The following is a 23,886-nucleotide window of genomic DNA, read 5'->3' as shown; positions in this document are numbered from 1 at the left end:
CCCATTTTCCTACGGGAGATATCCTCGCCATGCAGGAAATTATTCAAAAACTTGACGATCTGCGCAGCCAAGCCCGCCTTGGTGGTGGTCAGAAACGTATTGATAGCCAACACGCACGGGGTAAACTTACCGCCCGTGAACGTATTGAAGTATTGATGGACGAAGGCTCCTTTGAAGAGCTGGATATGTTTGTCACCCATAACTGTACCGACTTTGGTATGGAAGACAAACAGATCTCTGGTGACGGTGTTGTTACAGGGCATGGCACCATTAATGGTCGTCCGATCTTTGTCTTCTCTCAGGACTTCACCGTGTTCGGTGGTTCACTTTCTGAAGCCAATGCCACCAAGATTTGTAAAATCATGGATATGGCGATGAAGGTTGGCGCACCGGTCATTGGCTTGAACGATTCTGGCGGGGCACGTATTCACGAAGGTGTGGGATCTTTGGCTGGTTATGCGGAAGTGTTCCAACGGAATGTGATGGCCTCCGGCGTTATTCCACAAATTTCGGCCATTATGGGTCCTTGCGCAGGGGGTGCCGTCTACTCCCCAGCCCTGACTGACTTTATTGCCATGGTCAAAGATACCTCTTACATGTTCGTCACCGGGCCCGATGTGGTGAAAACCGTGACCCATGAAGAGGTAACCGCCGAAGATCTGGGTGGAGCCGTTACCCACTCTACCAAATCTGGTGTTGCAGACTTTGCCTTTGATAACGATATGGGCATGCTCAAGCAGTTACGCCGCCTGATGGGCTTTTTGCCCTCTAACAATACCGAAGAAGCCCCCATCGTTGAGACCAAGGATCCAGCGCAACGACAGGATGAGACCCTGGACTATCTGGTACCCAACGATGCCACCAAACCCTATGACATGAAGGAGTTGATCGAGAAGGTTGTCGATAACAACGACTTTATGGAGGTGCAGGAGGGCTATGCCAAGAACATCATCATCGGCTTTGGCCGTATGGAAGGTCGTTCTGTCGGTATTGTCGCCAACCAACCTCTGGTACTGGCCGGCTGCCTGGACATCAACTCCGCCATTAAAGCTGCGCGCTTTGTACGCTTTTGTGACTGCTTTAATATTCCCATTGTCACCTTTGTGGATGTTCCTGGCTTCCTGCCCGGTACCCAACAAGAGCTGGGCGGTATTATTAAACATGGGGCAAAACTGCTCTATGCCTATGCGGAGTGTACCGTACCCAAGATTACCGTCATTACCCGTAAAGCCTACGGTGGCGCTTATGACGTGATGGCATCTAAGCATCTACGTGGTGATCTAAATTATGCATGGCCCAATGCAGAGATTGCGGTGATGGGACCCAAGGGTGCATCGGAAATCATCTTCCGTAACGAGATCAAAGATGCAGAGGATCCAGAGGCCAAGCTGAAGGAAAAGACGGACGAGTATACCGAAAAGTTCGCCAATCCCTTCATTGCTGCCAACAAGGGCTTTATCGATGATGTCATCATGCCTCACAACACCCGATATCGGGTGATTCGGGGCCTGCGTCTGATGCAGGACAAGAATGTCGAAAATCCTTGGAAAAAACACGCCAACATGCCCCTGTAAGGAGCGGACAGTCATGCAGAAGATTCTCATCGCCAACCGCGGCGAAATTGCCTGCCGCGTGATCAAAACCGCCCGTAAAATGGGCATTAAGACCGTGGCCGTTTACTCTGAAGCCGATACAGAAGCGCTACACGTGCGCATGGCGGATGAAGCCTATTTGATCGGCCCAGCAGCCAGTAATCAATCCTATCTGGTGATGGATAAAATCCTAGAAGTGATTGAGAAATCCGGCGCAGATGCCGTGCACCCCGGTTATGGTTTTCTTTCCGAAAACTCCGAGTTTGGCCGTCGTTTAGAAGAAAAAGGCATTACCTTTATTGGTCCAAAGCCCTATGCGATGGATGCCATGGGAGATAAGATCAGCTCTAAGAAGCTGGCTCAGGATGCCAACGTCAGCACCATTCCTGGCCATATGGGCATTATTGAAAATGCCGATGAAGCTGTACGTATTGCCCAAAAAATTGGCTATCCCGTTATGATCAAAGCCAGTGCGGGTGGCGGTGGTAAGGGTATGCGTATTGCCACCAATGATGTGGAGGCCGCAGAAGGGTGGCAAACGGCGACCAACGAAGGTCTCTCCTATTTTGGCGATGGCCGGGTGTTTATTGAGAAGTTTATTGAGAGCCCCCGTCATATTGAGATTCAGGTGCTGTGCGATGACCACGGTAATGGTGTGTACTTGAATGAGCGTGAGTGCTCTATTCAACGTCGAAACCAGAAGGTTATTGAGGAGGCCCCCTCACCTTTTGTTGATCCCGCCATGCGTAAAGCCATGGGTGAACAGGCTGTTGCCTTGGCTCAAGCTGTAGACTATGTCTCTGCCGGTACCGTTGAGTTTGTGGTGGGTGCCGACAAAGGCTTCTACTTCCTGGAGATGAACACCCGCTTGCAGGTGGAACACCCTGTTACTGAGTATATCACCGGGCTGGATCTGGTTGAGCAAATGATCCGTGTTGCTCGGGGTGAAAAACTCTCCTTTAGCCAGGATGATGTTAAGCTCGATGGCTGGTCCATTGAGAGCCGTGTTTATGCAGAAAACCCCTACCGTAACTTCCTGCCATCCGTCGGACGTTTGGTCCGTTATACACCACCGGAAGAGAGTGCCCATGTACGGGTGGATACCGGTGTCTTTGCGGGGGGGGAAGTGTCCCTGTTTTATGATCCCATGATCGCCAAGTTGATCACCTGGGGTAAAGACCGTGGTGAAGCCATTGAACATATGCGCGATGCCTTGGACGCCTACCTTATTGAGGGTCCCGGTCATAACATTGATTTCCTCAATGCCGTCCTTAAGCACCCCCGCTTCATCAAAGGCAATATCACCACCGCCTTTATTGCGGAGGAGTATCCCGATGGTTTTGAAGGGGCACCCCTGACCAAGGCGGATATTCAACTGTTTGCCATAGCGGGTAGCTACATTGAGCAGACTGAGCAAGAGCTGCTCATGGACCTGGGCCCAGAAAAAGCATGGGTTGTGTCGGTTGATGATGAGGTTGTTCCCTTAACCTTTAAAGAGGTTGATGGTGAAGATCTTGTTGCGTTTGAAGATGGCCCAACCTTTGAGGTTGCTGGTGTTCACCAACCCGGCGCCAAAAAGGTCACGTTCCATATTGCACGCCATGCCTGCACCTTTGGTGTGGAGAAGCTGGAAGAGGGGTATCTGATTACCCGCGGGGGGCGTCAGGTCAAAGTTGCTGTGCGCACCCCACATCAACATGAGCTTGCTCAGTTGATGCCGGTGAAGGTACCACCCGATACCTCCAAAATGCTCATCACCCCCATGCCCGGTTTGGTTCTTAAGATCAATGTTAAAGTTGGGGATAAGATCTCTGCTGGCGAAGCGGTTTGCGTACTTGAAGCGATGAAGATGGAAAACATCATGCGCACGGAGAAGGATGTGATCGTCAAAACCATTGAGGCTGAGCCTGGTGATGCGGTTGAGGCCGATAGTGTCATCATGACCTTTGAGTAATAGGAGCACATGATGATTGGACGCTTAAACCATGTTGCCATTGCGGTGGCGGATCTAGATGCGGCTGAAAAACAATATCGCGATGTTTTAGGGGGTACGTTGAGTGAACGGGAAGATCTTGCAGAGCATGGTGTAACCACCGTCTTTGTACGTTTACCGAACACCAATATTGAGCTGTTACACCCCTTTGGAGAGAACAGCCCTATCGCCAAGTTTTTGGAGAAAAACCCTTCAGGCGGCATGCATCATGTTTGTTATGAAGTGGAAGATATCCATGCAGCTATGGATAAAATGAAAGCAGAAGGGGCACGGGTATTGGGTACAGAGCCTAAAATTGGCGCCCATGGTAAGCCGGTCATTTTTCTGCACCCCAAAGACTTCTGCGGAACATTGGTCGAACTGGAACAGGCCTAAAGAACAGCCCATGGTGGTTGCACACAACCACCATGGGACCTTTGGCCAAACATGTAGAACCTAGAACTGTTAGAGCCGTATATTTACCCTTAAAGCAAACACTTACTGATGTAAATACGCTGTTTCTAGGTGTGCATGTTATGGATCACTCTAAGCAGAAAACCGAGGGGGGACCAGAGCAGGTCTCTCCTTGCCCCCCTCATACCTTTGTTTTAGGCGTAGAGGGGCACAGTCTGGAAGCTCAACATATGGAAAACCTGGGCAACACAGGAAACCCTTCCGGGCTATTAAACCCAAAACTTAACCTACCCGTTATGGGATGCATCACAGGTACTTAGGAGATGACCAGTATGGAAAATCGCGAAAAGTACGAAGCGTTTCACAAGCGCTCTATCGAAGACCGCGACGGCTTTTGGAAAGAGCAAGCCGAGCTGATTCATTGGGAAAAACCGTTTGAAACGGTTTTGGAATACGACAAGCCCCCCTTTGCCAACTGGTTTCCTGATGGCACCACCAACCTGTGCTACAACGCGGTAGATCGTCATGTTGCTGAGCGTGGTGACCAGAATGCGATTATCTGGGTCTCTACAGAAGTGGATAAAGAGACCACCACCACCTATAACGAACTCTATCGTCAGGTTAATGAGTATGCCGCACTGCTGAAGGATATGGGATTGGGTAAAGGGGACCGTGTACTGGTCTACCTACCGATGATTCCTGAAGTGATTCCCGTCATGCTTGCGTGTGTGCGTATTGGGGCTGTTCACTCTGTGGTGTTTGGTGGTTTTGCCAGTACGGCCCTGGCCTCTCGTGTTGATGATGCTTCACCCAAGTTGGTGGTGACAGTTGATGCCGGTATTCGTGGTGGCAAAGTGGTCCCTTACAAGCCGCTGCTGGATGAGGCCCTTGCCCAGATTGAGGTTGAGCGTCCTAAAGTACTCCTGATTAATCGTGAGCTGGATCCCGATCTAAAAATGGGTGATGGCGACTATGATTTTGCGACGGAAATTGCCAAGCATGCGGGTGCTGTGGTTGATCCTGAGTGGGTTGAATCTTCCCATCCAAGCTATATTCTCTACACCTCCGGCACCACGGGCAAACCTAAGGGTGTGCAGCGGGATACCGGTGGCCATGCGGTCTCCATGCGTGCTTCTATGAAGCATATTTATGGTGTTGAGCCTGGTCAGGTAATGTTTGCGGGCTCGGATGTGGGCTGGGTTGTTGGTCACTCCTACATTGTGTATGCACCTCTGTTAACGGGTGCAACTACTTTGGTCTATGAGGGTCTACCCATCCGTCCAGATCCAGGTGTTTGGTGGTCACTGGTTGAGAAGTATAAGGTTAACTGCCTCTTTACCTCCCCCACAGCCATTCGTCTGCTTAAGAAGTCTGGTGAAGAGTGGATTTGGAAATATGATCTAACCAGTATGGAATCCATGTTCCTAGCGGGTGAGCCACTGGATCGTGAGACCCACCGTTGGGTCACCAGTGCTTTGAAGAATTCACCTGTGGTTGATAACTACTGGCAGACCGAGACGGGCTGGCCCATTTTGACCAACTTTAAAGGTATGGGTTTAATGGAGACCAAGTTTGGTTCTCCCTGCCGTCCTGCTTATGGTTATGATGTGGTGTTGATTGATGATCTGACCCAAAAGCCTGCGGAGCCAAACACCAAAGGCTCCTTAATGATCCGCCCCCCTCTACCTCCTGGTAACTTGAGCACCATTTGGGGTGACGATGAGCGTTTTGTACAGACCTACTTCAGCCGGATGAAGGAGCCGATGTACGCAACCTTTGATTCTGCGGTGTATGATGATGATGGTTACTATTACATCATGGGCCGTGATGACGATGTTATTAACGTTGCGGGTCACCGTTTGGGTACGCGGGAAATTGAGGAGGCACTCTGCTCACATCCTGCGGTAGCTGAAGCTGCGGCGATTGGTATTAAAGATGAGCTGCGTGGTCAGGCTATTAGCTGTTTTGTGGTTCTTACCACGGGTGTGGATGAGCCGACTGAGAAGGATCTAAAAACCCATGTGGGTAGTGAGTTGGGTCCTGTGGCCCGTCCACATTTTGTGCGTGTTGTGACGGCTCTACCGAAGACACGTTCGGGTAAAGTGTTGCGTCGTGCGATTGTGGCGATCAATGAGGGTCGTGATCCTGGTGATTTGCCGACGATTGAAGATGCCTCTGCTCTGGATAAGATCAAAGAGGCCTGTAAGAGCTAAATTTGTTTAGACAAGCTGCATGAAAGAAAACCCCCGTTGTCTATGGCAACGGGGGTTTTTTATGGCCGTTAAGCTTGCGGGTCCAGGGGCCGCGGCCTCTGGCGGGTCGAGGGCAGCGCCCCGTGGGTCCAGGGCAAAGCCTTGGTCGAGGGTCATGGTCACAAACCATCCTTTATAGCCCCCCCTCCACGATACGCTGTTTTTAAGCCGAGCATCCCTCACATGTCAGGGCGATCGTGAGGATATTCCACGCTGATCTTGCCGGGGTACTGATGCGCGGCTTTGGTAGAGATGTTGAGCCCCCTTGGGCGAAACGGTCGGTTGGCCCCTCAATAAGCTACCCGTAACACCCAGACTTGCGGGTCCAGGGGCCGCGGCCTCTGGCGGGTCGAGGGCAGCGCCCCGTGGGTCCAGGGCAAAGCCTTGGTCGAGGGTCATGGTCACATGCCATCCGTTATCGCCCACACAGGCATCCCCCCCCTCCACGATACGCTGTTTTTAAGCCGAGCATCCCTCACATGTCAGGGCGATCGAGGGGATATTCCACGCTGATCTTGCCGGGGTACTGATGCGCGGCTTTGGTAGAGATGTTGAGCCCCCTCGGACAAAACGGTCGGTTGGCCCCTCAATAAGCTACCCGTCACGCCCAGACTTGCAGGTTCAGAGGCCATGGTTAAACAGCCAGATCCCAACGATACATGTTTACCCGTAAGCACGGCACTCCCTGGCGATCGTACAAGAAGAACCCTCTTAACGGCTTATGACCTTTGCTGGATCAGCGGTCATGCCCCCTGCAGATTCATTGTTGGTTTGAATCCGACAAAGCGGTTCAGCCACGCACAGCTTATCTCCGGTATGGCCTAGATAACCCGATCAACCAAGATTGATCTTTTTCATAGACCCAAAAAGCGTGTTTACAGTTAGCAATCATGAGAAGCACTCTACCGAACAGACCGAACATGACCCCATAAATGCACCATAGAAAGGCCCACGGTATTCAGCCTAGGTGTATCGACTTTTAGTTGAACCCAGTACACTACAATAAGGGTGGCCTACTTTATCCGTCGATATATTCACTTTTGTTCTGAGTTGGGGTGTCTCATGCAACAGCTATATCCAGATCTCTGGCAAACCCAGGTTGAAAATCCGTTTTCTGATCTCAACACCCACGCTTATTTATTACAGCGCCCCCAGGGTAATCTGCTTATTTATAACAGCTCACATCCCCAGGAGCTGGACCATATGGAGCAGTTAGGCGGATTTACCCATCAACTGCTCAGTCACCGCCATGAGTATGGTGAAAACATAGCCGAACTACGGACGCGGTTTAGATCAAAACTCTGTTGTGATGCATGGGAAGCAGAGGCGATGGAAGCACAGAGCACGATCGACATCACCTTTGGCCCTGACGATGGCATAATTGAAGATCTATATATTGTTCGCACCCCTGGGCATACCCGTGGTGGGCTGTGTTATCTCTATGATTCACCACATGGCAAACGCTATTTATTTACAGGTGACAGCTTTTATTTGAACCATGGAGAGTGGTCGACCATTGTGATTGAAAAAGATGGCGGCAACGCCAAAGTTCTTGCCGAAAGTCTAGAGAAACTGCAAAACTTTGTACCGGATGTCGTCTTTAGCAGCGCATCGGTAGGGGATGAAAGTTATGCCACGACCAAGACACCAGCGTGGCAACAAGCCCTTACACGGCAAATTATGCGGTTGAACCGAAGTTGATGCTTTGCGGGTAACCTTGCATTTAAACCACAGGCTACAAAGCCATTTTCCGCATACGCTTTCTCGCTCTGGCATACGACCTTTTATGCGAAAGCATGTGAAACATGGGTATAGATGGGCAGTATCCAAACATACCCGTGGGGTGAAGTAGAACGTGTCGCAGGATCCTATTGTGGTTCAGGCTTGGTGAATGCCCCCCTTCTCCACAGGGTCATCCTATGCCCCCATCGCATTCCCCCCCTCCATAAGATCTTATCTTCAAACCAACCCCTTTTAGAACATGATGCCCCTATTTTGTGAGAAGCCATGAAGGGTGAGGTATAGCCTACAAGGCCATGGTCTGTGTTTGAACATATCATCATGCCCCCCTTATTCTTTAGAACGGCGATGGCATAATAAACAAAACACCTCATATCGACCACGCCCATGAACATCATAATAATACAGTGGCTTGAACCCTTTTTTTAACCCAACCCCTTGCAACGTTTGCCAACCATGCTTACATAGTTGGCAGCTTTTCTTCTGAACCAACCTTATGGCGAAGGAAAAGCGGGATTTGGACGTTTAAAAACTCAAACCATTATTGATATCTGGAATTATGGGAGGGATTGGATGATCGAAGTCTCCAACCTAAACCGCGTCTACGGTAGCTTTCAGGCCGTTGAGGATTGCAGCTTTGCCATTAACCGTGGTGAGGTCGTCGGGCTGTTGGGCCATAACGGTGCGGGTAAAACCACCATTATGAAAATGCTCACCGGCTTTCTGGAGCCTACCTCCGGTACCATTCATATTGATGGTCTGGCGTTAGGCCGCGAGACCACCTCTATTCAAGGGCGTATTGGCTATCTACCAGAAAACTGCCCCGTATGGCCTGAGATGACGGTCATGGCGTATCTGGAGTACCACGCCGATCTGCGGGGTCTTTCTGAACTTGAAAAACCCCGTGCCATCGCCCGTGCCATTCGCCGCACGGCGCTTAAAGAGAAAGCACTCGACACCATATCCACCCTCTCTCGCGGCTATCGTCAGCGGGTCGGTGTGGCACAGGCGATTTTACACAACCCTGATATTATTATTTTGGATGAACCCACCAATGGGCTGGATCCCACCCAGATCCGCCAAATGCGCGATCTCATTCGTGAATTAGCCCAGGATGCAACGGTGATCCTCTCAACCCATATCCTGCAAGAAGTACAAGCTGTCTGTGAACGGGTGTTGATTCTCAACCAAGGTAAATTGGCGGTGGATGCTACCTTGGATGAACTACAACAAGGGGGCAAGCTACGCCTGACCACCACTGAAGATGCCCAAGCCGCACTGGTTAAAGTACCCCATATTCGAAAAATAGAAATTCTCCCTGCCAGCACCAATCAGCACCACTATGCCATAACCACAACTGCAGATAATGCACCCAACATTGCCCAAGCCGTGGTTGAGGCAAACTTGGGCCTGCATAGTCTGTACTTTGAAAAACAGGATCTGGAGAGCTTGTTTGCACAGGTAAGCCAACTGAACCAAACAGCTTTGCAGGAGAGCAGCCATGGATAAAATTCGTCTTATCGCCCAAAAGGAGTTTCAGAGCTTTTTTGCTTCTCCTGCAGCTTTTCTATTTTTGGGGGCTTTTCTGGCAGCCACACTGTTCATTGTTTTTTGGGTAGAGACCTTCTTTGCCCGTAACATTGCCGATCTACGCCCACTGTTTCAGTGGATGCCCCTATTGTTGATTTTTTTGGTGGCCGCTTTAACCATGCGTAGTTGGTCTGAAGAACGGCGGAGCGGCACCCTAGAGACCCTGCTTACCAGCCCAGTTAACCCTTTAGATCTTATCCTGGGTAAGTTCCTGGCCGGTGTCGCGCTGGTGATGGTTGGTCTGGCCTTGACGCTACCCTTTACCTTAACCGTTGCACTATTGGGCCCTTTGGATTGGGGGCCGGTTATGGGCGGCTATATCGCCACCCTATTTTTAGCCGCAGCCTATGTCAGCATTGGGCTGTTTACCAGTGCCCGTACCGATAACCCCATTGTGGCGTTGATCCTGACATCCGCCATTTGTGGTCTGTTCTATCTCATCGGCAGCCCTACCCTAACCAACCTGTTTGGTCATGAAGTGAGCGCATTTTTGGCGCAACTGGGTACCGGTTCCCGGTTTGAATCCATTACGCGGGGTGTGTTGGATCTGCGAGACCTCTACTACTACCTCTCAGTCGTTGGGGTTTTTCTAGCACTTAACCTGTTAACCCTGGAACGACTAAAGTGGGCCGGCAACCCCCCCACACAACGGCATAAGCGCTGGGCCATACTCACCACCCTTTTGGTGGCCAACTTTGTTGCCGGCAATCTGTGGCTGGGATCTATTGGTTGGATGCGGGCTGATATGACCGCTGGCCAACGACACTCCCTTTCTGAAGCCACCGAACAACAGCTCAACCAGCTGCAGGAACCGTTACAGATTCGTGGCTACTTCAGCGCCAAGACCCACCCCCTGCTGGCACCGTTGGTGCCTCAGATTCGTGATCTGCTCGAAGAGTATGCCCAGATCAGCCATGGCCGTGTACAGGTAGAGTTTATCGATCCACAACGCAGCCCGTCGTTGGAGGAAGAAGCAACCAGCCGCTATGGCATTCGTCCTGTTCCGTTCCAGATGGCCAGCCGCCATCAGGCCTCTGTGGTCAACGCCTATTTTGATCTGGTCATTGCTTATGGTGACCAACATCACAAACTGGGTTATGCCGATCTTATTGAGGTTAAAGCTAAAAGCAGCCGTGAACTGGATGTTATTCTTAAAAACCCTGAATACGCCATTACCCAATCCATCCGTAAAGTGATGCATGCCTATCAATCCGGTGGTAATGCATTTGAGAGCCTCACCCAGCCTGTTACGTTTACCGGTTATCTTTCGCAGCCCCTGCCTAAAGGGCTTGATCAAGTCGAAGCACACCTGAAAGCCACATTGGCTGAGTTGAAAGTTCAAGGCAAAAATAAATTCTCCGTGCAGTTTAAGGATCCCAGCACCAACCCAACGTTGACCAAACAGTTGGTGGAAAGCTACGGCTTTAAACCCCAGATCGCCAGTTTACTGGACCCCACCCCATTTTGGTTTTACATGGTGTTGGAAAGTGGGGAAGAGGGCATTCCCATTCCCCTGCCGGAAGATATCTCTCAACAGGGTCTTAAGCGCACCATCGAAGCCGCCTTGCAACGTATGGCCCCTGGCTTTATGAAACATGTCACCCTGACCACGGCAACCCCTGCAACCCCAGGTATGAGGGGTATGCAGCCACCCCGGGGTAAAAGCTACAGCCTGCTGCAAGAGACCTTGGGTGAGTCTTTAAAAATAACCAGCAGCACGTTGGATAAAGGTCAGGTTCCTGCTCAAACCGATCTACTTATGGTCATGGGCCCAGATAAGCTGGATGAAAAACAGCTCTTTGCCATGGATCAGTTTCTTATGCAGGGCGGCACGGTGATCTTAGCGACCTCCCCCTATGATGTTGATCTAGGGGGATCATTAAGTGTGGCCAATAAACACGATGCGGGACTGACAGCATGGCTGGCGCACCACGGCATCTCTATGGAAGAGAAGATGGTGCTTGATCACCAAAAAGCCTCACTACCGGTTCCGGTCACCCGGTATATTGGCCCGCTGGCGGTGGAGGAGATTCAGCAGTTCCCCTACCCTCACTTCCCAGACTTACGGGGAGAAAGCCTGAACCCAGATGCGCCCATTACCGCTGGCTTAGGACAGTTAACCATCAACTGGGCCTCACCCATTGTGGTGGATAAGGCCAAAAATAAGGCGCGCCGTATCACCCCTTTGCTACACAGCTCGGATGAGAGCTGGACATCGGACGCCCTAAATATTCTACCTAACTATCAGACCTATCCTGATTACGGTTTTCCCAAACCTCCATCCCAAAAACCGCACCTGCTGGCGATGGCGGTTGAGGGACGCTTTGACTCCTTCTTCACCGGTAAGGATTCACCGCTTCTTAAAGGGGATACCCCCGCAGAGAGAGACAAGCATAAGCCCAAAGAGGCCGATGAAAAACCCCGTTTTGGGGGCATTATTGAGCGTTCAGCCCCTGAAGCGCGGTTAATTCTCATCGCCTCCAACGGTTTTGCCTCAGATGGTGTGCTATCCCTTGCCTCACAAGGGGCTGGCACCCTCTACAACAAACCTCTGGAGCTTCTACAAAACAGTATTGATTGGTCGTTGCAAGATGCCGCTTTGATGAAAATTCGTGGTCGTGTGCAGTTTGCCCGCACCCTACTCCCCATGAGCGATGGCAGCCGAGCCGTGATTGAATATGTGAACTATGCCCTGGTGCTGTTGGGATTGTTGGCCATTTGGCTGTGGCGTCGGCAGGTCCGGCTTAAGCAGTTGGCCCATCATCATGCCATTCTTGCGGAGGTATAAAGCATGACACGTCCTATCCGTTTACTCACCCTGGCCCTGGTGGCTCAACTGATTTTGGCTTTGGTGTTATGGGGCAACGGTCCTGACCTTAAAGCGGTTACCCCCAATGCGCCTCTGTTCATGCTCCAAGATGCTCAGATTGATGAAATCTTCATTGAAGGGGAAGAGAACCAGCAGGTCATCTTAAAACAACAAGATGGTCTCTGGGTGCTACCCAACCATCACCTCTATCCCGCTCAAGCCAGTGAGGTCACCGCACTACTTAATCAACTGAAAGGGCTCAACCACGGCACCCCTATGGCGACAACTACGGGGGCTCAAGCACGCTTTAAGGTATCCGATACCGCCTATAATCGACGGATTACCCTTAAGCAGAATCAAACAGAGCTGGCTAAACTCTATTTAGGAAACAGTCAAGGCACCCGTCGCAGTACCGCTAGGTTAGAGGGGGAACAGAACATTTACAGTGTCACCATAGCCCTTCATCAGGTGCCACAAACAGCCAAAGCGTGGGAAGACAAAACACTGTTGCAAATCCCCGCCCCTGAGATCACCCAAATTAAGACCCACGGTTTAACCATCACCCGCAACCCGGTCGATGAGCAAACCCAAGCACCCCAACCCCGTTGGCAGGTAGAAGGCATGAAGGCGGGTGAGCAGGTTAACTTTGCAGCCCTAGAGAGCTTGACCAACAAATTGGCCAATCTACGTATTGAAGAGGTGTTAGGTCTGCAGGCCAAACCTGAATATGGGCTGGAAAAACCGGTCTGGCAGGCAACGGTGACCCCCAAAGGCAAAGCACCGGTAACCTATCAATTGGGCTATCATGCAGCCACCAAGCGCTACACCCTTAAGCGCACGGACCGGCCTGAGTATTTTCAGCTTCCGCTCTATGTGGCCGAAGGGCTTAAAGAGAGTGCCCAATACCAAGCCTTAATCGCACAACCATAAACAGAACCCACGCCCCCCTGGTTGGCACGCTAAGGGGGGGCGTGATTATACACCCTTCCTCTCTTCGCTAGCCCCACATGGTATCCTTCACCAACAAGCCGTGGGGAACAGCGTTAATCCCCTGAGCTAACGCGCGCACGACCGAACAGAGAGACCAGTAACCACCCCCCCTGGTCCAAACAGATCGGCTGATACAAGGGTGATGACGGGGCGGATACCAACCCTACGGCATCCGCCCAACTGGGTGCATTTCGTCCGGCAACCCACCACCTGCTATGGGGCAAAGCTTGCCGAAAAGCTGCGGTCTCCCCCCCGACATAACGGGTAGAGCACCTCTATCAGAGTGTGATTTTCTCTCATGCCTTCAGCTATTTATTCATTATATAAAGTGGTTTTTTCTAACGACCAATTCTCTGGTTTCAAATTTGCATTGTTTGGGTCTGGATCAGATATTTTTCCCATGGATCGGGTGTTTCATGTTGATACTGCTCACCAATGATGATGGCATTGCCTCCCCTGGCCTGAAGGCGATCAAAGAGGCGCTCTCCGAACGCCACGATGTGGTCACCCTGGCCCCTGTGCAGGATATGAGTGGCACAGCCCACGCCATCTCTCGGGGAGAAGATATTAAGCTGACCCGTGTGGCTGAAAATGAAGTTGCCATCAGTGGAACACCCACCGATTGTGTCATGGCTGCCCTACGGCATGTGTTACGTCGGCCACCAGACCTGCTGGTCTCTGGCATTAATATGGGCTCCAATTTGGCGGAAGATCTAAGCTACTCAGCCACAGCAGGTGCAGCTTGGGAAGGGGCGCTTTCAGGTATTCCTTCTATTGCGGTCTCCCTATGTGGAGAGGGCGATACCTGGCATTTTGAAAGTGCCATCAAAGTTACACAAATTCTCATACGCCAATGGCTGGAAAACCCCCTGCCACCGGGTACCTTCTTAAATGTGAACGTACCCAACGTGCCGGAGTATGAATTAAAAAATCCTAAGCCTACCCGGCAAGGTATGCGTTTTCGCTGGCCCCCTCCCCCTGTAACGAAGGCGGGAAATCCGGCCTTTTGGGACCCCACCATCCCCATACCCAGGGAAGATGAGGCCGACTTGCCCACCGATGAGGAGACCCTGAAACAGGGGCACCCATCGGTAACCGCATTACAATGTATGTTCCGCCATCCTCACGCCACGGAAAGATTGAAGGCATGGTCGCTGTTTCGTTAAAAATGCCCACAACGCCTCCACCACCAGCCAGTGGGGACCGGGCCCGTACACGCATGCTCAACGCACTCCAGGAACGGGGCATTACCGATCCACGGGTACTGGAAGTGATGGGCTCTATTCCACGACACGATTTTGTGGATGAAGCCCTATCTGGCCATGCCTATGGAGATGCCACTCTACCGATTGGAGAAGGTCAAACCCTCTCCCAACCCTATACGGTGGCCCGGATGAGTCAGGCCCTGGGGTTAGGGTATGGTATGCATGTTTTGGAGATCGGTACCGGTTCTGGTTATCAAACGGCTGTGCTCTCGGCCATGTGCCGTCGGGTCTATACCGTTGAGCGTATTCCCACTTTGGCGCAGACAGCTCGTATGCGTTTGGAGAACATGGGCATAAGCAATGTACGTTACCGGGTTGGAGATGGCACCTTGGGCTGGCCGGAACCACGTCCTTTTGAACGGATTATTGTGACAGCCGGTGCGCCTGCTGTACCAGAACGGTTGATGCGCCAACTGGAAATTGGTGGCCAAATGATTATCCCCGAAGGGGGCAAGGCTAACCAACAGATGATCCGTATCCACCGTACCGGTCAGGAGAGCTGGCACCGAGAGGTGCTGGAGGCATGCCGTTTTGTACCGCTGGTCGGCCAGCAGGGGTGGGAATAATGGCTGTTATGCGTGGATTATATGATTGGACCATGCATTGGGCGATGCACCCCAAAGCGATGCCTGCTCTATTTATCGTTGCGATTGCTGAGTCCTCTTTTTTCCCTATTCCGCCCGATCTGCTGCTCATTGCCATGTCTTTGGCCGAGCCCATGCGCAGTTTTATCTATGCCGCACTATGCACCGTAGGTTCTGTAGTGGGTGGTGCATTGGGTTATCTCATTGGCTATCTGGCATGGGATTACATCGGCACACCCATTTTGAACTTTTATGGCAAAATGGATGCTTATACCGACTTGGCCGCGCTGTTTGATACCCATGGTGCCTGGATTGTGGCACTGGCAGGCTTTAGTCCCATTCCTTATAAACTGTTCACCATTACGGCCGGGGCGCTACACGCCGATTTTGCACTCTTTATGTTGATGTCCCTGCTCTCCCGTGGCGCACGTTTTTTCCTGGTTGCAGCCTTATTGCGATGGGGGGGTGACCGTTTGCGTCACCTGGTAGAACGTCACCTGGATCTTCTTACCATCGCCGTGGTGGTGGTGATTATTGGCATTGTGGTGGTCATGAAATGGATCGTATGACTTTACAATACCGGTTGGTTTGTTTACTGACACTTATGCTATTGAGTGGATGTGTTGGTATGGACCCCCTGATGGGCAAAGAACCAACGGCCCCCAATGTACGGGTGGCCCGTGGCCCTGCGCTGGGTTGGCAACCCCCAGCACCAACCCCACACACACCAAACAAAACACAACGCAACACACCCACCTACCGGGTTCAACCTGGCGATACCCTATGGTCGATCGCCATGGCCCATCATGTGGATATTTTTGATCTGGCCCGTTGGAACAATGTCGATGATCCCGATAAGGTGGTGGTGGGACAACCTCTTTATGTACGCTCCCCACACCTACCCCTGCCCCAAACGGGGCCAGATGTCATGGACGAAGGGAGCCAGAGTAAAGCGATTATTGTGGATCAAACACAGCCCACCCGTACTGTGCGGCTACCGCAACCTTCTGTAGTTGCCCAACCTGACCCCATGGGTTTGGGCCACAGTGGTGGGTTTATTAAACAAAAATCCTTTATTTTGCCCACCAGCCGTAAGGTGGATCAGGCGGTCATTTCATCGAAGGGTAAAAAGAACACCATCGCCCAGGTTGTTCCTGTCACCAACATGGGCAAGGCCGCACCACCGCCTAAAAGTCGTGGCATCCAAAAAAAGCGCTCTAAAACCAAACCACCCTCCAAACAACGACGGATCGTCGTGCGTGTGGATGGTAGTGAACACAAAAAAGGGATTATCTCCCGCCCCAAAAAGGTCACCACAGCCACCGCAAAAGCCAACCTGTCTAATATCAAAAAGGCACCGGCCCCACGGCGTTGGCGTTGGCCTGTTAAAGGTAAAGTGGTTGCCCGGTTTGGTAAACGGGGTGCCAAGGTTAATCCCGGCATAGATATCGCCGCGCAAAAAGGGACACCTGTGGTCGCACCCGCTTCTGGTGTGGTTGCCTATGTGGGTGGTCATGACAGTTTTGGAAATCTCATTATTGTAAACCACGGAGGGCGCTTTAAGACCCTTTATGCCCACAATGATGTGAACTTAGTGGAGCGTGGACAAAAAATTCGTGCGGGTCAAATGATTGCCCGGGTGGGTAACACCGGGGTACGTGTTCGATCACCCCGCCTACACTTTGAAATTCGCAAGCCCATCAAGCCACTGAATCCACTAAAGTATCTTTCTAAGTGATGACGGGTATAAAATCACGTGTTGTTGTAGAGTGTTAGTTCTGATCGTGCATAACTGATATTTATCCCCATCATCAAAACTCTACACTGGCTTTTTGTCGTCTAGATCCGCAAAATACCCCCTAGAAATCGAAATCATGTGCCACCTGTTTTTCCGGTTTGGGTCGCTGACTGATAAAGTTAGGCCTGTCAAACACGATGCAACAGGGGCTGGCTGTGCTGGATGGTTTACCAACCGCATGGCATTCCATAGGGAACTACTTTCTTGGTGCGCCCCACAGGGCAAACCATCGGTAGCTCGCTAGGTTCGCACCTGCCTACCCTCAGACAGAGCGTCAGGGATGGTTGGTGCGTATGTGGTCTGTGATGGTTGATTAAACAACCCACAACCATGGAATGAAACCCGAAGATGGGGTTATGTAATCCCTAGGGAAATGACAAGGTCATCCTTTTTCGATCATCAAGGATGACCGAAGCCCTTTTCGTGCCATGATTTGGCGTGTACGCACATATGATCGCTACGTAGAAAGGTTTCCACCCATGTCCAGCACCATGACGTATGAAGAACGCGTCGCAGCCGTTACCAAACAGTTGGCCGAACGGGGCATCAGCAACCCCAGCGCTGTCAACCTAGATCTACCCACCCCTAAGCTATATGAGAACATCATTGCCCGTGGCGAAGGCCAACTGGCCCATGGTGGCTCAGTGGTGGTAGAGACCGGCGTCTATACCGGTCGTTCGGCCAAAGACAAGTTTATCGTCGAAGAGTCCACCAGTCAGGCTGATGTGGACTGGGGCGCGGTAAACCGTCCTGTCTCCGAAGAGAACTATAACAAGGTGCGTGGCCGCCTAATGGCCTTCCTGCAAGACAAAGAACTGTTTGTGCAGGATGTCCGCGTCGGTGCCGATCCTCAGTTCCAACGCCGTGTGCGTGTGGTGAACATTAAAGCGTGGCAAAATCTGTTCGCCCGCAACCTGTTCATTACGCCTGAAACGGTTGATGCCGAAGTGGTTCCTCCTGACTTCACCGTCATCGCCTGCCCTGACTTTAAAGCAGATCCTGAATTGGACGGCACCCGCTCTGAAGCCTTTATCTACATGAACATCGCCCAGCGCGAGATCATTGTAGGTGGAACGGCCTATGCGGGTGAGATGAAGAAATCCATCTTCTCCATCATGAACTACCTGCTGCCTAAGCAGGGTGTGTTCCCCATGCACTGCAGTGCCAACATTGGTTCTGAAGATGATGTTGCCATCTTCTTCGGTCTCTCTGGCACAGGTAAGACCACCCTCTCAACCGATCCTAAGCGCCGTATGATTGGTGACGATGAGCACGGTTGGTCTGACAAGGGTGTCTTCAACTTTGAGGGTGGCTGCTACGCCAAGACCATCCGTCTAAGTGCTGAAGCTGAGCCTGTCATCTACAACTGCACCCAAACTTTCGGCACTGTGCTGGAAAATGTGGTGATGGATGAAGAGGCACGCACCCTGGACTTGGATGATGACGCCAAGACCGAGAATACCCGTGCAGCTTACCCCCTGACCTCAGTCGGCAACATCAAGCCTGACGGTATGGGTGGTAATCCTGACCATGTTATTCTGCTTACCGCCGATGCTTTTGGTGTGTTGCCGCCGGTCTCCCGTCTGACCCCTGAACAGGCTATGTACCACTTCATCTCAGGTTATACCGCCAAACTGGCCGGTACTGAGCGTGGTGTTAAAGAGCCTCAGGCTACCTTCTCGGCCTGCTTCGGTGGCCCCTTCATGGTGCACCACCCCACGGTTTATGCCGAGATGCTGGGTAAGCGACTGAGTGAGACAGGGGCTAAGTGCTGGTTGGTTAACACCGGTTGGACCGCAGGTCCTTATGGTGAAGGTCACCGTATGCCGATTAAAGAGACCCGCGCCATCATTGACCGCATTCTGGCCAATGACCTGAACGGTGTGGAGACCAATGAAGATCCTGTCTTTGGTCTGGCTGTCCCTGCTACCATTGAAGGTGTGGAGACCATTCGCCTAACACCACGTGCAACGTGGAAAGATGCGGATGCTTTTGACGCCAAAGCTAAAGATCTGGCCCGCCAGTTCAATGAGAACTTTGCCAACTTTGCTGATCGCGTCTCTGATGCCATCAAAGGAGCTGGACCTAAGGTTTAAGTGATTTAAATCACCCAAACCTGGTATATAAAAAGCCCACCATGGTAACCATGGTGGGCTTTTTTGTGACCTGTTGTGGCCTTGAGCTTACCTTGATGGGGCAACGAAGTGGCATCGTCCCCCTCACCTTGTCTGGCCAATCCATGAAGCCGCATGTTGCGATGCGAAGGGTGTATGGGTAAGGCCTTGTTTTCCACCAACCGATCTTCAGCGAACCGTTGCGGTATCGCTCCAGCGTGCTCACACACAATCAGAGGCACCCAAGCGCACTGCCCCTGTCTTATAGAGATGTTCCATCAAAAGCCTACCTCATAAACGAGGGTAGCGATCCATTAGCGCATGGCATAGAGGTTAAACTCTGCACGATTAACCTGACCCTTGGCCTGTTTTTGAACCTCCCGCACCAGTTCCAAATAGGTATGAAAGTCCAGGGCATTCAGCTGTCCGGCGGGTTGGTCAAAAATGGGACGATCAATCCATAGCTTGGGGAAACTGGCAATCAAGTGATGTAACCCCTCTTCCAGGGCCGGATCGCTCTGTTGAAGCATGGTAGGCCACACCTCCAACACCATCCCTTTAATACCCTGCAGGTAGTGATCAGGAAAACCAGCCAAGACCGAAGGTTCCATGCCTTGGGTATCACATTTTAAAAACCGATTCTGTCCCTGCTGTTGGGGTGATAACTTGGGAAGGAGATCATCAAAGCGTTGAATTTCAATCTCCACTTGGTGGCTATCATGGCCCCGCATGGCATCCGCAAAAACCGAGTTATTGCCGGTGTTGGTCACATCACAGAAGAAGGTACTGTTTTGACTTTGATGGCCCAAGCCAATGGGGAACAGGGTTGTACACTCTTGCAAACCATTGTTTAACATGTTGTCTTGCAAACAGCGGCGAACCAGCGGTTGTGGCTCAAACAGTAAAGCGTGTTCCAGCGTAGAGTTGGCTGTTTGAGGAAAAAAGGGCTGTGCTTTAAAGGCTTGCAGGGTGAACATACCCACATTGGCCCCCACATCCAGCAGCGTATAAGCGCCCGGATGTGCCGCCATGGTTTGAAATAAAAAATCGACCTCCATAAACTCCCACACACCCAGCACCCCAAACAGGGGAAATATAACCTGATCATTGGCCGGAAAGGTCACTTCAAGCTCTGGCCGCTGGGCTTCAGGGATCGAAGCTTCCCCCAAGGCACGCCGTACCACAACCCGCTCCACATTCTGAATTTTCATCAACAGCGAGGTCAGCGGTGCACGTGAGTCATATTTCTCACACAGTTCACGAATGAGTTTTTGCTTCTGTTCGGGTGTTAACGTGATATCCATGGTGACCTGTGTCAGATAGATGTGAAGGGATCCGTTATCTACGATGATAACACCGCATCCAACGCCCCTGAAAAAGCTTGGATAAAATGTTCAATTAAATGATTATTTCGTACGGCGAGATAGCTGGCTTCAGAACGCAATTTTAAATCGGCTTCACTCTGTTGCAGTGCATGGTGAAGGGTCGCTTCAATCTGCGCAATCTCTACCCCAGGCAGGGTAAAGCCAAAGGGTTCCACATTCACACTGGCCTCTTGGGTCACTATGGGAATCAGCCCCCCAACCATGGCATCCAAGCAGCTGGTACCACCCGCCTCTGAAGCTGATGGAAAGAACACAAAGCCACACTGGGCAAGCTGCTGTTTAAAAGCATCGGTAGAAAGATCTAAAAATCCATGAAAGTGAATATTAGGGGCCTGTTCCAAGGCCTCACCATAAATGGCTTTAAAAGTGGGGTCGATGGGTGGCGTACACACATGTAAAGACCATTGGGGATTACGTAAAAAGGTCTCAATGGCCAGATCGAGACCTTTTAAAATCATACCGGCGCCACCAATAAAGAGAAAATGATCTTTTGCCTGGTGCCAATCCCTGGAGAGATCAGGCTCACGAAAAAAGGCATAAGAGTGTGTTTGAGTTCTATAAATAGGCACATCACAGAGTGCCCGGTAGGTATCCATGGTCCACTGATTACCGGTACAAAAAATGGCATCACTGTGCAGGATAGAGGCGTAGTCTGGAAACGGTTTTAACCGGTGGGGAGGATAGGCAACCCCCTGACGTCGCCGTAACTGCCGCAGGCGTTCCATCTCAGAACCATTCCGTTGAAAGGTGGTCGTCTCCGTGGCAAAGTAAATACGCTTACCGGCAAAGGGCTTATTAAAACTCTTTTCAAAGGGGTAGCCAAACCCTACGATCAGGTCATACCCATTAATATCGGGTGCTTTGACCGCCAAATAGTGGATAACATCTACATTGTATCCCTTTAGAGATAAAATCCGCGCCATGGTGGTGCAGGTCTCTAAGCTGGGATGGCAAGGTGGGATATTTTTATTGGCGAAGGGCATGGTAATGTAGACCAATGCAACCTTCTTATCATATTGGGTACCAAATATATTTGAGAGTGCAACTGGCTCACGTAGAGGGGGGGCCATTGAGGCAACTCCAGGCAGGGTGTCTGTCATATTTTCTGCCCGTAACATAGCACGCCACCCCTTGGAAACCAAGTTGGAAGGAGTACCCATGGATATCCCTGACAAGGCGTATCAAAGCCTTTTAAACAGCGGAAAACAGCTCCAACAACACGGTAACCATGCAGCGGCGATTGAAGCCCTGAAACAGGCCATTACCCAACAGCCACAGCAAGCAGATGCATGGTATCAGCTGGCGCAACTGCTTTTAACCGTAGGACAACTCCCCAAAGCAGAGAGCCTTTTTCTGGAAGCGGAAAAAAGAGCGCCGGGGCGTATCGATATCTTGAACGCACTGGGGGCTCTCTATCAACGACAGGGCAAGCTGCAACAAGCTGCACAGATGTTTCAGCAAGGTTTAGAACACCGACCGAACAACCCCTTTCTCTTATTCAATCTAGGGGTATCCCTCGCGGGCTTGGGCCAAGAGGCAGAGGCCCTAACCTACTATCAAAAAGCGGTTGCCTTGCACCCGGAAGAGGCAGGGTTTCATCTCAACCTCGCCAACCTTCTCAACCGACAAGGGGCGTGGGTAGATGCCCTGGAACATTTTCAACAGGCTCACACCCTGCAGCCCCACACCCTGCAAGGGGCCATTGGCATGGCCAATGCCTTAAAGAGTCTGGGTCAGAGCCGTGAGGCACTGGCCTTGATCGAACCCTTAACCGCACAAAACCCCAACCACCTACCCATACTTACCCTATGTGGCCAGCTTTTGCGGGAGCATAACCGCCGTACCGATGCACGGGCTATGTTTCAACGGGCCATTGCTCTGGATCCCAACTATTTTACCGCCCTTTATGGCTACGCCACCACGTTGCTGGATCTCGGTAAAATACCATTGGCCATTGAGCACCTTAAACGGGCCATTACCATTCAACCCCAAAATCGGGGGTTATGTAGTGATCTGGCTTTTGCCCTGCACTACTTACCGGTGGAACCCAGTCAGCTCTACGCCATACACCGTCATTATCATCAACAGGTTGAGGTGCCGCTACAAGCCCACCAACCGGTTCACCCCCCCTGCCAAGACCCCGATAAACCACTACGTATTGGTTTGGTCTCCAGTGATTTACGCGCACATCCTGTGAGCTTTTTTTTAGAAGCCCCCATGGAACATCATGATCGAACACAGTTTGCTTTTTATCTCTACAGCAACAGTCCCACCATGGACAAAGTCAGCCAACGACTCCAGGCCTGGAGCGAGGGTTGGTGTAATATCCACACCTTGAACGATGCACAAGCTGCCGAACAGATTCAACAGGATGGTATTGATATTCTCATTGATCTTAATGGACATACCGGCGGGAACCGCCTGCCCCTATTTGCCCTAAAACCTGCCCCTGTCCAGATAAGCTGGCTTGGCTATGCCGATACCACGGGCCTAGATGCCGTGGATTACCGTTTGACAGACTTGATCAGTGACCCAGAAGGTGAAGGCCGCTATATGTCGGAAAAACCGATTCATATGGAAAAAGGTTTTCACTGTTACCGTCCACTCTCTACCGCGCCAGCGGTCAACCCCCAACCTCGATCCACGGGCCAAGGCATACGCTTGGGCAGCTTTAATACCTTGGCGAAAATGGGCGATGAGATACTCAAGCTCTGGGCAGAGATCCTTAAACACCTACCCGATGCCACCCTAACCTTAAAAAATGGGGGGTTTGGTATTGCGGATGTGGTCACCGATTATCGTCACCGTTTTACCCAGTTGGGTGTGGATCCTAACCGGATTACCTTCCTCGGCATAACAGAGAGCTTTGAAGAGCACTTAGAGCTTTATAATCAGCTGGATATTGCCCTGGATACCTACCCGTACCACGGCACCACCACAACCTGTGAAGCCCTGTGGATGGGGGTTCCGGTAGTGACCATGCAGGGTAACCATCATGTCAACCGGGTGGGAGGTTCTCTGCTCCATCAGGTCGGGCTTTCTGAACTGGTGACCCACCGTCCAGAAGACTACCTATCTTGCGTCGTTGCCCTGGCTCAACCGGATGCACCACTCAAGACCCTGCGTCAGACGATCCGTCAAAAGATCGAAAACTCCCCACTCAGGGATGAGCAGGGCTTTACCCGTCAATTGGAACGCACGTTACGTCAAATATGGATGGTAGCCTGTTTAAAAAATCAAACATAAGGGTCTCGCCTTTTCCTAAAGAAGCTTTGACCCAGATCGATTATGAGACCAGCTTACACTTGAGTTATTATGTCCGTGGCATAGAAATTTTTTTATGGAATATCTTAGGGTTAAATATTTTAATGACATATGATC

Annotated in this window: 16 protein-coding genes; 14 read left to right on the top strand and 2 right to left on the bottom strand. The window is 51.3% G+C overall.

Annotated elements, in window-relative coordinates; genetic code table 11:
- Positions 1 to 29: 29 nt before the first annotated feature.
- The 13 genes from V5T57_RS05290 to pckA all read left to right on the top strand — a co-directional run bounded on the left by V5T57_RS05290 (position 30) and on the right by pckA (position 19,102).
- A complete protein-coding gene (locus V5T57_RS05290; RefSeq protein WP_332890124.1) occupies positions 30 to 1,574 on the top strand; it encodes an acyl-CoA carboxylase subunit beta in 1,545 nt (514 codons plus the stop codon).
- A 13-nt stretch (positions 1,575 to 1,587) separates the two neighbouring features.
- A complete protein-coding gene (locus V5T57_RS05285) occupies positions 1,588 to 3,546 on the top strand; it encodes an acetyl-CoA carboxylase biotin carboxylase subunit (protein ID WP_332890123.1) in 1,959 nt (652 codons plus the stop codon).
- 12 nt (positions 3,547 to 3,558) lie between these two features.
- Positions 3,559 to 3,960, top strand: a complete 402-nt coding sequence (gene mce / locus V5T57_RS05280) for a methylmalonyl-CoA epimerase (protein WP_442918168.1) — start codon at positions 3,559 to 3,561, stop codon at positions 3,958 to 3,960.
- A gap of 350 nt (positions 3,961 to 4,310) precedes the next feature.
- Positions 4,311 to 6,191 (top strand): propionate--CoA ligase, encoded by a 1,881-nt coding sequence (locus tag V5T57_RS05275; protein WP_332890121.1) that lies wholly within the window; start codon positions 4,311 to 4,313, stop codon positions 6,189 to 6,191.
- A 1,101-nt stretch (positions 6,192 to 7,292) separates the two neighbouring features.
- On the top strand, positions 7,293 to 7,931 hold the full coding sequence (locus V5T57_RS05270; RefSeq protein ID WP_332890120.1) for an MBL fold metallo-hydrolase: 639 nt from the start codon (positions 7,293 to 7,295) through the stop codon (positions 7,929 to 7,931).
- 612 nt (positions 7,932 to 8,543) lie between these two features.
- Entirely contained in the window at positions 8,544 to 9,479 is a 936-nt protein-coding gene (locus V5T57_RS05265) for an ABC transporter ATP-binding protein (protein ID WP_332890119.1), read from the top strand.
- Positions 9,472 to 12,348: a Gldg family protein gene (locus V5T57_RS05260; RefSeq protein ID WP_332890118.1), complete on the top strand. Its 2,877-nt coding sequence runs from the start codon at positions 9,472 to 9,474 to the stop codon at positions 12,346 to 12,348. Before V5T57_RS05265 ends, V5T57_RS05260 begins: the two co-directional genes overlap by 8 nt.
- Positions 12,349 to 12,351: 3 nt before the next feature.
- Complete coding sequence (locus V5T57_RS05255; RefSeq protein WP_332890117.1) at positions 12,352 to 13,299, top strand: DUF4340 domain-containing protein; 948 nt, start codon at positions 12,352 to 12,354, stop codon at positions 13,297 to 13,299.
- A 476-nt stretch (positions 13,300 to 13,775) separates the two neighbouring features.
- Complete coding sequence (gene surE, locus V5T57_RS05250; RefSeq protein WP_332890116.1) at positions 13,776 to 14,525, top strand: 5'/3'-nucleotidase SurE; 750 nt, start codon at positions 13,776 to 13,778, stop codon at positions 14,523 to 14,525.
- Positions 14,507 to 15,190 (top strand): protein-L-isoaspartate(D-aspartate) O-methyltransferase, encoded by a 684-nt coding sequence (locus V5T57_RS05245; RefSeq protein WP_332890115.1) that lies wholly within the window; start codon positions 14,507 to 14,509, stop codon positions 15,188 to 15,190. Before surE ends, V5T57_RS05245 begins: the two co-directional genes overlap by 19 nt.
- A gap of 8 nt (positions 15,191 to 15,198) precedes the next feature.
- Complete coding sequence (locus V5T57_RS05240) at positions 15,199 to 15,777, top strand: YqaA family protein (RefSeq protein ID WP_332890114.1); 579 nt, start codon at positions 15,199 to 15,201, stop codon at positions 15,775 to 15,777.
- Between the two features lie 59 nt (positions 15,778 to 15,836).
- Positions 15,837 to 16,946, top strand: a complete 1,110-nt coding sequence (locus tag V5T57_RS05235; RefSeq protein ID WP_332890113.1) for a peptidoglycan DD-metalloendopeptidase family protein — start codon at positions 15,837 to 15,839, stop codon at positions 16,944 to 16,946.
- A 539-nt stretch (positions 16,947 to 17,485) separates the two neighbouring features.
- Entirely contained in the window at positions 17,486 to 19,102 is a 1,617-nt protein-coding gene (gene pckA / locus V5T57_RS05230; protein WP_332890112.1) for a phosphoenolpyruvate carboxykinase (ATP), read from the top strand.
- A 332-nt stretch (positions 19,103 to 19,434) separates the two neighbouring features.
- Here pckA and V5T57_RS05225 read toward each other — a convergent pair whose 3' ends face one another.
- Together V5T57_RS05225 and V5T57_RS05220 are read right to left on the bottom strand one after the other, a co-directional pair.
- Positions 19,435 to 20,424, bottom strand: a complete 990-nt coding sequence (locus tag V5T57_RS05225) for an FkbM family methyltransferase (RefSeq protein ID WP_332890111.1) — start codon at positions 20,422 to 20,424, stop codon at positions 19,435 to 19,437.
- Between the two features lie 38 nt (positions 20,425 to 20,462).
- The gene (locus tag V5T57_RS05220) at positions 20,463 to 21,665 is read right to left on the bottom strand and encodes a glycosyltransferase (protein WP_332890110.1); all 1,203 of its coding nucleotides are present in this window, start codon (positions 21,663 to 21,665) and stop codon (positions 20,463 to 20,465) included.
- Between V5T57_RS05220 and V5T57_RS05215 the strand changes: the two genes are divergently transcribed.
- Positions 21,664 to 23,751: an O-linked N-acetylglucosamine transferase family protein gene (locus V5T57_RS05215; RefSeq protein WP_332890109.1), complete on the top strand. Its 2,088-nt coding sequence runs from the start codon at positions 21,664 to 21,666 to the stop codon at positions 23,749 to 23,751. The two genes, V5T57_RS05220 and V5T57_RS05215, sit on opposite strands and share 2 nt — an antisense overlap.
- Positions 23,752 to 23,886: the final 135 nt, after the last annotated feature.

The organism is Magnetococcus sp. PR-3, assembly GCF_036689865.1.
Taxonomy (GTDB): Bacteria; Pseudomonadota; Magnetococcia; order Magnetococcales; family Magnetococcaceae; genus Magnetococcus.
This window is presented reverse-complemented; position numbering and strand designations above follow the sequence as displayed.